Below are 13,681 nucleotides of genomic sequence, written 5' to 3' on the forward strand. Positions count from 1 at the left end.
AAATTTCTCAAGCCGCCTTTGCGATGGCGTCGAAGGCGAGAAGCTTTTCGAGCAGCCTCGGCATATCCTTCAGGTGCACCATGTTGGGGCCGTCGGAGGGAGCATTGTCGGGATCCTGATGGGTCTCGACAAAAAGACCGGCAATGCCGACCGCAACAGCCGCGCGCGCCAAAGTCTCCACGAATTCCCGCTGGCCTCCCGTGGAGCCTCCCTGCCCGCCCGGCTGCTGAACCGAATGGGTGGCATCGAACACAACCGGCGAACCCATGGCCGCCATGATCGGCAGCGACCGCATGTCCGAAACGAGCGTATTGTAGCCGAAGGAAGCGCCGCGCTCGCACAGCAGCACGTTCGGATTGCCGCTCTGGGTGAACTTGGCAAGCACGTTCTTCATGTCCCAGGGGGCGAGAAACTGGCCCTTTTTGACGTTGATGACGCGGCCGGTCCTCGCGGCGGCGACAAGCAAATCCGTCTGGCGGCAGAGGAAGGCCGGTATCTGCAGTATGTCCACAGTGCCTGCGACCATCGCACATTGTTCTTCGGTGTGGATGTCGGTCAGAACGGGGAACCCGAATTCCTTCTTCAGATCGGCGAAGATTTCCATGGCGTTTTCCAGCCCGATGCCGCGCTTTCCCGAAATCGAGGTGCGGTTTGCCTTGTCGAAGGACGACTTGTAGACGAGGCCGATGCCGAGCTTGCCGCAGAGTTCCTGGAGCGTGCCGGCGATCATGAAGGCATGGTCGCGGCTCTCCATCTGGCAGGGACCGGCGATCAAGGACAGGCGCGCATCCTGTGCAAAAACCACCTGGCCCTTTCCTTCGCCGACTAGGACGCGTGGATTGGCAGAAACTTCCATAAATCTATTCCTCGAAGCCGAACAAAACACCCTGGCCGGGTGCCGCCTGGACCAGAACGCGGCCTTCGCGGCGGACGAATGCCACGTCATTAGCAGCAAGGATGATCTCTGTCACGGCAAGATCGGCCGTCTTGAAGATGACGGCTCGGCCGTGCAAACCATCTGCACCAGCGACCGGCGGGAGCGCAAATTCCGCCTCCAGATCATCATTTCCCAAAATGCGAATCCGCGCGTTTGCGGCGGCCAATTTCAGAAAACCGGGCTCCACCTCCCCCCGGGCCATCAACACTTCCTCGACCAGAGGGGCGAAGTCGGACGGCGCTTGAGCGGACAGGATGACCTCGCTCAAACCGACAACCGTATTGGCGTGCCGCTCCAATTCGCCTCGGTCGGACGGCAGCGGAGCAAGGCGCTGAACGGAGAACAGGAAAAATTCGGGCGCCCGGTCATCGCCTGCAAATGCCAGCCGAAAGCTCGCCTCTGTCTCGGAACCGTCAGGCATCCTTACCGTGCGCGAAAACTCCAGAATGTCGCCGGCGGAAATTCCGCGCAGCCTGAACCGGGCATGATCGGCGACGGCATCCTGCGACGCGACGACCAGGGCAGAAAGCCCCTGCCTGTTGCGCCCTTTTCGAAAGGCGAGATCGCGCGCGGTAAAGACATTGCCCCGCTTGGCGGCAGCGCTCGCGTGACGGCGGTTGGTGATCGCCAGTGGCTCCAGATAGGTACCATCCGAGAAGAACACACAAGCATTGGCAGTGCCGAAAGGATGAAATGCATCCGGTGCGACAGTAAATCCGAGATCGGAGAGCCGCGAACGCGCGAACGCAAGGTCCGCCACCGGCAGTACGAGATGATCGATCGATCTTGCGTTCAAGCGAGGCCCCCAGGAATTTCAGAATCGCAAAGCTAAAATGGCAGCGGGCACGCCGTGCGCAAGTGGTAACGAAGCAGATATCTTGCAGACATCTATGAAGAAAAAATCATCATACTTCACGAAAATTTAGGGACTTGCGGAACACATATGGAACATATAGTGTCCGTTCTTGATTTGTTTCCGACTCTTGAGGGTGCCGAAAATGCTCACGCGCAAACAGCAGGAATTGCTTCTGTTCATACACGAACGGATGAAGGAATCCGGCGTACCGCCCTCCTTCGACGAAATGAAGGATGCGCTCGACCTTGCGTCCAAGTCGGGTATTCACCGGTTGATCACCGCGCTCGAGGAACGCGGCTTCATCCGCCGCCTGCCGAACAGGGCGCGCGCCCTGGAAGTCATCAGGCTGCCGGAAGCCTATGCGCCCAGCATTCAGCCGCGCCGGGGCTTTTCGCCCAGCGTCATCGAAGGCAGTCTTGGCAAGCCGCAACCGGCTGCCGCCTCTGCGAAGCCCCCCGCCAACGACGATAGTTCCAACTCAACCACGGTTCCCGTCATGGGCCGCATCGCGGCCGGCGTTCCGATCTCGGCGATTCAGAACAATACGCACGACATCGCCGTCCCTGCCGAGATGCTCGGGTCGGGCGAACATTATGCGCTGGAGGTCAAGGGCGATTCGATGATCGAGGCCGGCATCCTCGACGGCGATACCGTAATCATCCGCAACGGCAATACGGCCAATCCGGGCGATATCATCGTCGCATTGGTGGACGAGGAGGAAGCGACACTCAAGCGCTTCCGTCGCCGCGGGGCGTCGATCGCGCTGGAAGCCGCCAACCCGGCCTATGAGACGCGGATTTTCCCGCCGGACCGGGTCAAGATCCAGGGTAAGCTTGTGGGTCTCATCCGCCGCTATCATTGACCAGTTTGCCCAGCGGTTCCGGCAGGGATGAGCTGAAGATCTGGCGCCGCCAGTCGTAATGGCGATGGCGGGTCCATGGGCGGTCTTGGCCAAGGAGCGCTGCACGAAGCCGCCAGCGGTGGATGTCCGCGGAACCATCAAAAAACAGTTCGAGCGCTCCTGCGATCCTCAGCGCGTTGCCGTTGATCATCAGGGCTCCGGAACGGCAGCGGTCAAACCTGGCACGTGGAGCGACGACGATATGCGCAGCGTCGCAGGCGACGCCGGCATAACGCGCGTCCTCCACATGAACGACTACAGCGCCTGCGGCGGTTTTTGACGCGCACCAGGCTCGCGGGGTGCAGATGAACCGGCCGACCGGTACCTGCTTCATCCCGCGGCTTGACGTTTCTCTCTCCTCCGTCGTCAATTCAGCACGCTCGCCGAGACTGTTCGAAGGCAGCGGATTTCCTCCGGACTTTCCCTCCGGGAGCCTGTCTCCGGCGGAGACTTGTCTTTCGCTGGCAGCAATTCCGGTTTCACCGGGTCCCCCAGCAGAAGCGCCCGCTTCCATTGATCATAGACAAATTCCGCGGGACGGGTGCGATTGGTGGCGATGCCATTACCATCTGTCAGGGCAATCATGGTGCCATCCTCGGAGATCAGGAGATCCGGAAGGGATCTCGACCGCTCCTGCCATGACAGCAACAAGCCGGCCACCAATAGAGGAATACCCAAGTATCTGAGCCGGGTTCTCAGTAGCGTCAGCAGAAGAAAGCCTGCCGTCGAGACGACCAGGAACCAGGGATGCTGGCGGCCGATGCCTACATCGCCGCCCCAGGCCGCCACATGCCTGGCGATCGCAATCACCGCTTCCAGGCCGAGGCCCATGAGCTTCAGGAACGGCCCATCGAGCCCGAAGGGCATCAGCAGCATGCCGATCAATCCCGCCGGCATGACCACGAAGGAAATGACCGGCATGGCGGCGAGATTGGCCGCAAGCCCATAAGTCGCGATGCGGTGGAAATGCTCGACAGAGAAAATCGCGGTCGATATGCCCCCAATCAACGAGGTCACGAAGATGCCGGCGGTAAAATTCCAGACCGCCGTGATCGGCATGACCACCGGGTGACGAAACGGCAGAGGCTCCGGGTCATGTTTTTTCGACCGATGCTTCCAAAGCGCGTAACCAGCGACCAGCGCGGCGGTGGCGGCAAAGGACATCTGAAAGCTCGGCCCAAGGATTTCCGAGGGAGATACGGCGATAATGACCAGTGCGGAGAGGGCCACATTGCGCAAGCTTATGGACGGCCGGTCGAAGAGGACTGCAACGAGCATGACTGCCATCATGATATAGGCCCTTTCGGCGGAGACGCCGAAGCCGGAAATGAGATAATAGGCGGTCGCCATGGCGAGAGCACCCAAGGCGGCAAGCTTCTTTACCGGGAAGGACTGGGCAAATCGTGTGAACAGCGAGAGGATAGTGCGTACGCCGACGAAGAAGATACCCGCAGCCAGCGCCATATTGAGCCCGGAGATCGCGACGATATGGGCAAGGCCGGAAAGCCTCAGCGCTTCGACGGTCTCCTCGGAAATCGCCCGCCGCTCATCGGTGACGATCGCGGCTGCGAAGGCGCCCGCGTCGCCGGGCACTGTCGCGCGGATCTTACCGCCGATCATGCTGCGAAGATCGAAGAGCCAGCGCTCGATATCCGAGAACCATCCATGAGGATGTCCGGCGTCGCGGCTCCCTTTCGGGGCTCCATAAAAGAAACCGACGGCGCCAATCCCATCGAAATAGGAAGAGAAGGCGAAATCATTGAGGCCTGGAAGCGCCGGTCCCGATGGCGGCGATAAACGAACCCTGCCGCTGATCGTATCTGCCGTCTGCACCGGCTCGTGACGCGCCCGCGCAAGCAGCGAAACGCGCTCCGGAGAGCGCCGGATTTCAGGACCCGAGGTACGCTCGACACGTACGATATAACGCCACCGGCCGCGGGCATCGATCTCCCTTCGTTCGACCACACCCGTCAGCTCGGTCGTAACCGGGGAATCGAGAATAATGGTGCCTCTTCGCCAGGTCTCCAGTTCGGCAAGCATCATTCCGCCGAGAAAAAGCGCGACAGCGGGAGGAAGCACACGCAAGGCGCCGGACGCATGACGCATGACGACTGCGTGCGTCACACAGATGAAGAAGGCCGCGAGGAGAGACCAGAACGGAGGCGTGGCAGGCAGCGAGAACCAGACAGCCGCCCCGGCACCGACGAGGACCGGTACAAAAAGAAACCCATGCCCGTGTGCTGCCTCCTCCTCCAGCATGCCGGGGAGGCTGAGGCGCAGCCGGCGGATTCCCCGAGACAGCCAATAGCCGCGGGTATAGGTCGCGGGACGGTTCCCCAGACGCGGGCGACGATCCGGAAGAGGCTCCAAAACATGCGACCCGGATTTGCCCGCATCTGGCAAAAAGCGGGCCTGCCGGAAGATCGCTCCCCTGCTCTCCACCAATTTCGGAAACGCTGTGTCTTCCGACATGAAACGCCCGCCCCACCTTGCCCCGCATGAGCGACAATACAACCTGCGCGTTTCCTCAGGCGTCGTCAACTGGCGGCGAAAACCAAGTATTCCCAAAGGACTCAAGTGAGTTGCACCGGAAAGTTGGGCATCCAAGTATGTGCCGCTGCCTCTTATCGTGCCGCGCTGCACAAAATGCTACCAAGGACTGCTTGGCATGAGCTTTCGGATCATATAGCAAAGCATGGACGCTTAATTCTTGTGGCGCTTTTTAGGCGCCACGCCGCCAAAAGGTTGGAGGATCAGCATGACGGGCAAAAGCGCAAATATGGCACTCGGCGACAAGCATGTCGACCTGCCGGTAAAGTCCGGCTCGATCGGTCCTGATGTGATCGACATCGGCTCGCTTTACAAACAGACCGGTGCCTTTACTTATGATCCGGGCTTCACCTCGACGGCATCCTGCGAGTCCAAGATCACCTATATCGACGGCGATGCAGGCATTCTTCTGCATCGCGGTTATCCGATCGAGCAACTCGCCGAGCATGGCGACTTCCTCGAAACCTGCTACCTGTTGCTCTACGGCGAATTGCCGACGGCTGCCCAGAAGAAAGACTTCGACTACCGCGTCACCCATCATACGATGGTCCACGAGCAGATGAGCCGTTTCTTTACCGGCTTCCGTCGCGACGCGCATCCGATGGCCGTCATGTGCGGCTGCGTTGGCGCGCTCTCGGCTTTCTATCACGACTCCACGGATATCACCGATCCGCATCAGCGTATGGTTGCCAGCCTACGGATGATCGCCAAGATGCCGACGCTCGCGGCGATGGCCTATAAATACCATATCGGCCAGCCGTTCGTTTATCCGCAGAACAACCTGGATTACGCGTCCAACTTCCTGCGCATGTGCTTCGCCGTGCCCTGCGAGGAATATGTGGTCAATCCGGTGCTTTCGCGCGCCATGGACCGTATCTTCATCCTGCACGCCGACCATGAGCAGAATGCGTCCACCTCGACGGTCCGGCTCGCCGGCTCTTCCGGCGCCAACCCGTTCGCCTGCATTGCAGCCGGCATCGCCTGCCTCTGGGGTCCGGCGCATGGCGGTGCCAACGAGGCAGCGCTCAACATGCTGACGGAAATCGGCTCGGTCGACCGTATTCCCGAATACATTGCCCGCGCCAAAGATAAGAGCGACCCGTTCCGGCTGATGGGCTTCGGCCACCGCGTCTACAAGAACTACGATCCGCGCGCCAAGATCATGCAGAAGACAACGCACGAGGTTCTCGGCGAACTCGGTCACAAGGACGACCCGCTTCTGCAGGTCGCCATGGAGCTGGAACGCATCGCGCTCACCGACGAATATTTCATCGAGAAGAAGCTTTATCCGAATATCGACTTCTATTCGGGCATTACGCTGAAGGCGATGGGCTTCCCAACCACGATGTTCACGGTGCTCTTCGCGCTTGCCCGTACCGTCGGCTGGATCGCCCAGTGGGCGGAAATGATCGAAGATCCGGAACAGCGCATCGGCCGTCCGCGCCAGCTCTATACCGGCGAACCGCAGCGCGACTACGTGCCCGTCTCCAAGCGCTGAGCGAGGCGCCTCCCAAACAAAAAACCGGTCAGCGATGACCGGGTTTTTTCGTATCCAAGACTTGCAGAACGATGCCGGCCGCCGCTTCGCCGGGTGGGACCGGCACCTGCAGACGCTGCCAGGTGAGATCGAAACCCTCCATCATCGCCTGGCGTTGGGTGGTATCGGAGGCGAGGCGTTCGGCCCAGCGGCACAGACTGCCAGGACGTACGACATCGTTTATATATTCCGGCACCACCGGATAATCGGCAATCAAATTGGGCAGCGCGCCCGACCAGATCTTGATGCGCTTGGACATCAAGGTGATCAGCCAGTCGGCCTTGTAGGCGGACACGACCGGCACGTTCGACAGGCCAAGCTCAAGAATCACCGTTCCGGATGCGGCGATGGCGGCGTCCGCATCGGCGAAAGCGGCCCACTTGCTCTGCGCGTCGACCGTGATCTCCGGCTTGATCGGCAAGGTCGCGGCAATCTCGCGCACCAGCTTCTCCTGACGGGGTACCGTCGGCAACAGAAAACGCGCGGGACCGTTGCGGGAGACGAATTCACGGGCGGCCTCCCCAAAGACCGGCAAAAGCGCCTTGATCTCTGCAGAGCGCGAGCCGGGCAGAAGCAGGATTGTCTTTTCTTCGTCCTTCCCCTTCACCGGGCGTTCCGCGCGGATGCTCCGCACCCGCAGCAGCGCCGGATCGTCCGTCAGGCGGTGGCCGACGAAAGTCGTTTCCGGCCCGCCAAGCCTCTTCATCGCCTCCGGCTCGAACGGCAGGACAGCCAGAACGTGATCCACATAGGCAAGCATGGCGCTTGCCCGGTATTCCTTCCAGGCCCAGACGCTCGGGCAGACGTAATCCACGATCGGCATGTCAGGCAGAGCGGCTCGAACCTTCTTCGCAACCCGGTGGGTGAAGTCCGGACTGTCGATAATGACAAGCACATCCGGCCTGGCTGCAATGATCGCATCGGCGGTCTGATTGATCCGCTTGATCAGGTTCGGCAGGCGGGCAAGCACCTGGGTCAGTCCCATGATCGACAGTTCGGAGAAATCGAAAAGCGAAGCAAGTCCCTGCGCCGCCAGTGCGTCGCCACCGACGCCTACCAATTCGACCGGTCCCGCATGAGCCGCTTTCAGCGCGGCGACCAGATCGCCGCCCAGGAGATCGCCAGAGACTTCACCGGCGATGACGCCGATCTTCAAGCTCTTCACCATCACAGTCCTCCCTGCGGCAGACCAAGGTCGATGCCGCAGACGAAGATACCTGCAGCATCCGCAGCGGCAATCATCTTCTGTTCCTCGAGCACCAGAGCCCGCCCGGCCTCAACGGCTATGCCCGCAAGCCCTGCCTTCACAGCATTCTCCACGGTGGAAGGACCTATTGTGGGAAGATCGGCACGCATATCCTGCTGGGGCTTGCACAATTTCACAAGAACACCCTTGCGGCGGGCGGAGATTCGTCCCTCGGCGCGCAACGCGGCAACGCGCTCGAGCATCCGATCGGTTCCTTCGACACCTTCGAGCGCAACGACGCGGCCGCCGACACTCACGCTTCCCTGGCCAATATCGAGCTCACCCAGCCTACGTGCGGCTTCGGCCGCCTTTTCGATATCGCGAATATCGTCCTGCGAAGGAGTATAGGCCCCGAGCTTACCGGTTTTCGCCAGAAGCCCCGGCGCAACCTCATGGGCGCCGATGACGCGGCAGCCCTGCGCTTCGATAATGCCAATGGCCACCTGCAGCAGCGCGTCATCTCCACCGGAGACGAGGGTGCGGAGCAGGAGGGGCAGCTTGCGCAGCACCTTCCAGTTCGGACGGATATCGCGCCAATCGGGCCGTCGGGTCACACCGCCGGACAACACGACCCTATCGATGCCATTTTCCTGGAAGATCTGCTCGAAGCTTTTGATATCTGCAATGCTGGCCGTCGCCGTTTCGAAACCGTCGAAACGCTGATCGGACTCATTGCGCAGCGAGATGATGAAAGGGTTTTCTCCTCCCTCCCGCGCGGCTTCGGCAAGATAGATGGGAAGAAATCCGTTCCCCGCGATGATCGCGAGCCGCCCCTTTGGCGCAAGGCTCGGGACGCCCCGCATGGCCGCTCAGCTCTTGCTGCGGAAGGGAGACGAAAGGGCGCGTTCGCTGTCGGCAGCGATGAAATCAAGGATCTCCATCACTTCCTTGCAATCGGCATAATCCTCGCGGATTGCCGCCGCATTGTTGCGGATGTTCCCTGCGCCTTCAAAGATCTGCTTGAAGGCGCGGCGTACGGTATGGATCGTGGCACGCTCCACGCCCGCACGTGTCATGCCGACGACGTTCAGGCCGCCCAGGATACCGGGATTGCCGTTCAGCATTCCATAGGGGATCACGTCGTAGTTGACGGCCGAAAGCCCGCCGATGAAGGCCTGGCGGCCGATGCGGGTGAACTGATGCACCGCACAGCCGCCGCCGAGAATTGCCTTGTCTCCCACATGAACGTGGCCGGCCAGCATGACATTGTTCGACATGATGATGTCGCTGCCAAGCTGACAATCATGCGCCACGTGGGAATTGGCAAGAAAGAGGCAATTGCTGCCGACCACGGTCTTGCCGCCGCCCCCGACGGTGCCGCAGTTCATGGTCACCCCTTCGCGCATCGTGCAATTATCGCCGACGGTGAGCGAGGAATCCTCTCCCGCTTCGTGGAGGCTCTGCGAAACGCCGCCGATAACAGCCATCGGGAAAATGCGGCAATTGCGGCCGATCTCCGTATTGCCGGTCACCACAGCGTGCGAGGACAGTTCGACGCCATCCTTCAGCACCACGCGCGAGCCCACATGCGAAAACGGCCCGACAACGACATTCTCGCCGATCACGGCGCCGTCCTCGACCACAGCAAGGGGATGAATCCGCGCGCTGGCAGCAATCTTGCTCATTCCGCGTCCTTACGCACGATCATCGCGCCGATATCAGCCTCTGCGACGAGCGCACCGTCGACCTTGGCGTCGCAATGAAACTTCCAGATATTGCCACGCTGCTTCTGCTTCGTGACGTGGTACTCCACCCGATCCCCCGGTATCACCGGCTTGCGGAAGCGGGCGTTGTCGATCGTCATGAAATAGACCAGGTTGCCGCCCTCGCCTTCCTTGCGCGCGCAAATCGCGCCGGCCGTCTGGGCCATGCCCTCGACCAGGAGCACGCCCGGCATGATCGGTCGGTCCGGGAAATGGCCGGTGAAATGCGGCTCGCTGGCGGTCACGTTCTTGATGCCGATCGCGGAGTTGTCACCATCGATTTCGACGATCTTGTCGACCAGAAGAAACGGGTAGCGATGCGGCAACAGCTTCATGATTTCCTGAATATCGGCCGCGCCGAGCATCGGCTTGGTCTCATCAGTCATTTTTCTTCTCTCCTTTGCGCTTAGCGCGCTCGTCCGACTGTGCCATCTTATCCGCCATTTCGCGGAGGAAATCCTTCATCGGCCGGGCCGGAATGCCGCCATATATGGAGCCGGCGGGCACGGAACCAATCACTCCGCTGAACGCGGCGAGCTGAACGCCGTCACCGATCGAAATATGCCCGTTGATAGCGGCCGCGCCACCAATCAACACGCCATTGCCGATCTTCGTGGATCCGGCAATGCCAACGCCCGCCGCAATGCCGCAATGCCGGCCGATACGAACGTTATGCGCAATCTGCACCTGATTGTCGATCTTCGTGCCTTCGCCAATGACCGTATCGTCCATCGCGCCGCGATCGACGGTGGTGTTGGCGCCAATCTCCACATTGTCCTGAATAATGACGCGCCCGATCTGAACGAGCTTGAGCATGCCCCGCGGGCCGGGCGCATTGCCGAAGCCATCCTGGCCGATACGTGCGCCATTGTGAATAATGACACCGTTGCCGATCAAAGCCGCCAGGACACTGGCGCCCGCCGCGATCGTACAATCGCGGCCGATCTTGACGTCCGCGCCGATCACGGTGCCCGCACCGATCCGCGTGCCGCTGCCGATTTCGGCCCGCGCGCCAACCACAGCCATAGGCTCGACCTCGACGCCGGGCTCGAGCATCGCCGTCGGATCGACATAGGCCGCAGGCGAAATACCCGATGGTGCGGATGTCACAGGCCCCGGGCGCATCGCGGCGGGATGCAGAACAGCACCGGCCATGGCAAAGGCCGTCAAGGGCGCCTTGGAAAGCAGGATCGGAATATGGTCCGGAACGATCGGCCGGATCGCCGCATCACATAGGATGGCGGAGGCGTGACACGTTTCCAGTTCGTGCCGGTTCTTGCGAGAGAGAATATAGCTGAGCTGCCCCTCGCCGGCCCTGGCAACCGGGGCGATCGACCGGATCATTCGATCGCCAGCATTCCCGTCAAGCAGTTCCACCCCAAGACGGGTGGCCAGCTCGCGCAGGCTCACGCCATCATGGGGCGGGAAAAATTCATTGTGATCCATAAAGCCAGAGCTCCGGAACAGATTCCCGCCCGTCGAGACGGGCGGAAACGATCAGAACTGGTTCGCCATGCTGAACCGGAATTCCTGAGTCTCGTCAAAGTCTTCCTTGACGACCGGAATGGCATAGTCGAAGCGGATGTTGCCGAACGGCGAAGCCCACATAATGCCGGCGCCCACCGAAGCGCGCCAGGACATATCTGTGCCCTGCGCAGTGCTGGTGCCAAGCGGTACATCGTTTCCGTAGAGCGTACCGGCATCGGCGAAGACGGCGGCCCGAAGACCGAAATCCTCCGGGAAAACCGGCATCGGCATGGACATTTCCGCAGACGCCGTAAAGTAGGTCGTACCGCCAAGAGCGTCGCCATGATCGACCGTACGCGGACCGATACCATCGTTCTCGAACCCGCGGACCTGACGACCGCCCAGCGTGAACTGGTCAAAGACATGCAGGTTGTCGCCGGTGGAAACTACATGGCCGGCACCGACTGCGACGGAGCCGATCAGATCGGCCTCGGTCGACAGAAGATGGAAGTAACGGGCACGGCCGGATATCTTGTAGAACTCGGAGTCGCCGCCGAGCCCTGCATATTCATGCGTGATCGTGGCGTAGATCCCTTCGCGCGGCAGCGACTGGCTGTCGAGCGTATTGTAGGTCAGCGTCTGCGAAACGGAAGACTGGACGAACTTGCCCTGATCGATCATGGAAATGTAAGGCGACGAAAGGTTGTCGTCGCCCGTGCCAGGAACGCCGTCGGAGCCAAACGCGCCGTCATCTTCGTAGTTGATTTCCTTATAGGTGTAGCGGAACGTCGTCGCCAGATCCTCGGTGATTGGCGCGGTCACGCGCAGGGTAACGCCCTGCTCGTCGTAATCGTAGTAGCTGTTCGAGGACGTCTTGCTCTTGAACAGGTCGAAACCGGCTGCCAGACGGTAACCGAGGAAGTAGGGCTCGGTGAACGAAAGGTTGTAGCTGCGGGCCTCTTCGAGACCGCCGCCGACGGCAACACGGATGAATTGGCCGCGGCCCAGGAAGTTCTTTTCCTCGATGGAGGCTTCCAGCATGAAGCCGTCGCCGCCTGCGGAGTAGCCGGCACCGATACCGAACGAACCGGTGGACTGGTCTTCAACATCGACCACAACGACCACGCGGTCCGGAGCGCTGCCCGGAGCAGTGGAGATATTGACCGTGGTGAAGTAACCAAGGGCTTCCAGACGACGCTTAGCGCGCGAAATCATTTCCTGATTGAATGCGTCGCCTTCGCTGAAATCGAATTCGCGGCGGATGACGTAGTCGCGGGTACGGGTATTGCCGCGAACTTCGATACGCTCGACGTAAGCGCGCTCGCCCTGATCAACGAGATAGGTCACGCCGATCGTGTGCGTTTCCATGTTGCGGTCGCCCCGCGGCGTCACGCGTGCAAAGGGGTAACCTTTCGCTGCGACGCGCTTGGAGATCGCCTCCATGGTCTTCTGGACTTCGCGGGCGTCATAGGTACGACCTTCCCGCGTCTCGACCAGACCCTGCAGCTCTTCGCTGCTGACGCCTTCAACAGTCGATTCGACGCCAACGCCGCCGTAGGAGTAACGCTGACCTTCTTCCACGGTGAAGGTGATGTTGTACTTGTTGTTCGCCTCGTCGAGAACCGCTTCGGAAGAGATGATGCGGAAATCGGGATAGCCGTGATTGTAATAGAACTGGCGCAACGTTTCCTCGTCGGCGCGCAGCTTGTCCTCGCTGTAGACGTCCTTGCGGGTGAGGAACGACAGCGGGCTGGATTCCTTGGTAATGATGACGGACTTCAGGCGACCGTCGCCATAGGCCTGATTGCCCACGAAATTGATATCGGCGATCTTGGTGCGATCACCCTCGTTGACGACAAAGGCCAGATTGACGCGGCCCTGACCGACAGGAGCGGTCTGCGTCGTGATCTCGACGTCGCTGCGGCCGATCGCGCGATAAGCCTCGCGCAGCCGCTCGATGTCGGCATTGATCATCGTCTCGCTATAAGGACCGAGCGGCTGGGTCTGAACAACAGCCTGCAGCTTTTCATCGGTAATCTTGCGGTTGCCGTTGAAGACGACCTGATTGACGAGCTGGTTCTCATTCACCGTTACGACGAGCGTGCTGCCGGAAACGCTGATACGGACATCGGAGAAATATCCGGTCGCATAAAGCTTGCGCACGGACTCATCGATGTCGTTGTTCGAAAAACTGACACCAGGGCGAATGGTCAGGTTGGAACGAACTGCTTCTTCGCCCGTGCGCTGGGCACCGCGAACCTGGACGCTCCGGATCACCGCCGCTTCTGCGGACGGCGCGGAAGCAAGCACCAGCACACCCGCGCCCGAGGCAACAACACTAGCAGACAGCGCAAACGCCGACACTGCGTTCAAAAACCTTGAACCAGCCTTCATTTCAATTCTTACCTTTTCCCGTTGTCCCTCGGCGGGTGGAGCCCGACTCCGGCCACGTGTGTCGTTTTACCTTCTTTTGCCCTACAAGCA

Annotated in this window: 12 protein-coding genes; 2 read left to right on the forward strand and 10 right to left on the reverse strand. The window is 60.6% G+C overall.

Features of this window, described 5'->3' with window-relative positions:
* Positions 1-7: 7 nt before the first annotated feature.
* Positions 8-856: a 3-deoxy-8-phosphooctulonate synthase gene (gene kdsA / locus EDE05_RS21075; protein WP_112798292.1), complete on the reverse strand. Its 849-nt coding sequence runs from the start codon at positions 854-856 to the stop codon at positions 8-10.
* A 4-nt stretch (positions 857-860) separates the two neighbouring features.
* Positions 861-1,733: a VOC family protein gene (locus EDE05_RS21080; protein WP_112798294.1), complete on the reverse strand. Its 873-nt coding sequence runs from the start codon at positions 1,731-1,733 to the stop codon at positions 861-863.
* 202 nt (positions 1,734-1,935) lie between these two features.
* Here EDE05_RS21080 and lexA point away from each other — a divergent pair, with 202 nt between their 5' ends.
* The gene (gene lexA, locus EDE05_RS21085) at positions 1,936-2,655 is read left to right on the forward strand and encodes a transcriptional repressor LexA (protein ID WP_112798296.1); all 720 of its coding nucleotides are present in this window, start codon (positions 1,936-1,938) and stop codon (positions 2,653-2,655) included.
* On the opposite strand, the gene EDE05_RS27335 is transcribed toward lexA, so the two are convergent.
* Both EDE05_RS27335 and EDE05_RS21095 read right to left on the reverse strand, forming a co-directional pair.
* The gene (locus EDE05_RS27335; protein ID WP_134102891.1) at positions 2,636-3,028 is read right to left on the reverse strand and encodes a hypothetical protein; all 393 of its coding nucleotides are present in this window, start codon (positions 3,026-3,028) and stop codon (positions 2,636-2,638) included. The two genes, lexA and EDE05_RS27335, sit on opposite strands and share 20 nt — an antisense overlap.
* 32 nt (positions 3,029-3,060) lie before the next feature.
* Positions 3,061-5,166, reverse strand: a complete 2,106-nt coding sequence (locus EDE05_RS21095; RefSeq protein WP_134102894.1) for a ComEC/Rec2 family competence protein — start codon at positions 5,164-5,166, stop codon at positions 3,061-3,063.
* 286 nt (positions 5,167-5,452) lie between these two features.
* Here EDE05_RS21095 and gltA point away from each other — a divergent pair, with 286 nt between their 5' ends.
* Positions 5,453-6,742 carry a citrate synthase gene (gltA, locus tag EDE05_RS21100; RefSeq protein WP_105372519.1) on the forward strand — a complete coding sequence of 430 codons (1,290 nt, stop codon included), beginning with the start codon at positions 5,453-5,455 and terminating at the stop codon, positions 6,740-6,742.
* A gap of 28 nt (positions 6,743-6,770) precedes the next feature.
* Here the strand turns inward: gltA and lpxB are convergent, their stop codons facing one another.
* Genes lpxB through bamA form a run of 6 tightly spaced genes read right to left on the reverse strand, consistent with a single transcriptional unit; the run spans position 6,771 to position 13,591 of the window.
* Complete coding sequence (gene lpxB / locus EDE05_RS21105) at positions 6,771-7,949, reverse strand: lipid-A-disaccharide synthase (protein ID WP_112798300.1); 1,179 nt, start codon at positions 7,947-7,949, stop codon at positions 6,771-6,773.
* Positions 7,949-8,830, reverse strand: a complete 882-nt coding sequence (locus EDE05_RS21110) for an LpxI family protein (RefSeq protein ID WP_112798302.1) — start codon at positions 8,828-8,830, stop codon at positions 7,949-7,951. Before EDE05_RS21110 ends, lpxB begins: the two co-directional genes overlap by 1 nt.
* Positions 8,831-8,836: 6 nt before the next feature.
* Positions 8,837-9,652 (reverse strand): acyl-ACP--UDP-N-acetylglucosamine O-acyltransferase, encoded by an 816-nt coding sequence (lpxA, locus tag EDE05_RS21115; protein WP_112798304.1) that lies wholly within the window; start codon positions 9,650-9,652, stop codon positions 8,837-8,839.
* Positions 9,649-10,116, reverse strand: a complete 468-nt coding sequence (gene fabZ, locus EDE05_RS21120; RefSeq protein WP_105372515.1) for a 3-hydroxyacyl-ACP dehydratase FabZ — start codon at positions 10,114-10,116, stop codon at positions 9,649-9,651. The genes lpxA and fabZ overlap by 4 nt, the downstream gene beginning before the upstream one ends.
* Entirely contained in the window at positions 10,109-11,176 is a 1,068-nt protein-coding gene (lpxD, locus tag EDE05_RS21125; RefSeq protein WP_112798306.1) for a UDP-3-O-(3-hydroxymyristoyl)glucosamine N-acyltransferase, read from the reverse strand. The genes fabZ and lpxD overlap by 8 nt, the downstream gene beginning before the upstream one ends.
* 51 nt (positions 11,177-11,227) lie before the next feature.
* Positions 11,228-13,591 carry an outer membrane protein assembly factor BamA gene (gene bamA / locus EDE05_RS21130; RefSeq protein WP_112798308.1) on the reverse strand — a complete coding sequence of 788 codons (2,364 nt, stop codon included), beginning with the start codon at positions 13,589-13,591 and terminating at the stop codon, positions 11,228-11,230.
* Positions 13,592-13,681: the final 90 nt, after the last annotated feature.

The organism is Neorhizobium sp. R1-B, from assembly GCF_004368875.1.
GTDB lineage: Bacteria > Pseudomonadota > Alphaproteobacteria > Rhizobiales > Rhizobiaceae > Neorhizobium > Neorhizobium huautlense.

Bases quoted from the DNA above. Each gene is read 5' to 3' on its own strand.
- kdsA (WP_112798292.1), bottom strand. From the start codon at position 856: ATGGAAGTTTCTGCCAATCCACGCGTCCTAGTCGGCGAAGGAAAGGGC.
- lexA (WP_112798296.1), top strand. From the start codon at position 1,936: ATGCTCACGCGCAAACAGCAGGAATTGCTTCTGTTCATACACGAACGG.
- EDE05_RS27335 (WP_134102891.1), bottom strand. From the start codon at position 3,028: ATGAAGCAGGTACCGGTCGGCCGGTTCATCTGCACCCCGCGAGCCTGG.
- EDE05_RS21095 (WP_134102894.1), bottom strand. From the start codon at position 5,166: ATGTCGGAAGACACAGCGTTTCCGAAATTGGTGGAGAGCAGGGGAGCG.
- gltA (WP_105372519.1), top strand. From the start codon at position 5,453: ATGACGGGCAAAAGCGCAAATATGGCACTCGGCGACAAGCATGTCGAC.
- lpxB (WP_112798300.1), bottom strand. From the start codon at position 7,949: ATGGTGAAGAGCTTGAAGATCGGCGTCATCGCCGGTGAAGTCTCTGGC.
- EDE05_RS21110 (WP_112798302.1), bottom strand. From the start codon at position 8,830: ATGCGGGGCGTCCCGAGCCTTGCGCCAAAGGGGCGGCTCGCGATCATC.
- lpxA (WP_112798304.1), bottom strand. From the start codon at position 9,652: ATGAGCAAGATTGCTGCCAGCGCGCGGATTCATCCCCTTGCTGTGGTC.
- fabZ (WP_105372515.1), bottom strand. From the start codon at position 10,116: ATGACTGATGAGACCAAGCCGATGCTCGGCGCGGCCGATATTCAGGAA.
- lpxD (WP_112798306.1), bottom strand. From the start codon at position 11,176: ATGGATCACAATGAATTTTTCCCGCCCCATGATGGCGTGAGCCTGCGC.
- bamA (WP_112798308.1), bottom strand. From the start codon at position 13,591: ATGAAGGCTGGTTCAAGGTTTTTGAACGCAGTGTCGGCGTTTGCGCTG.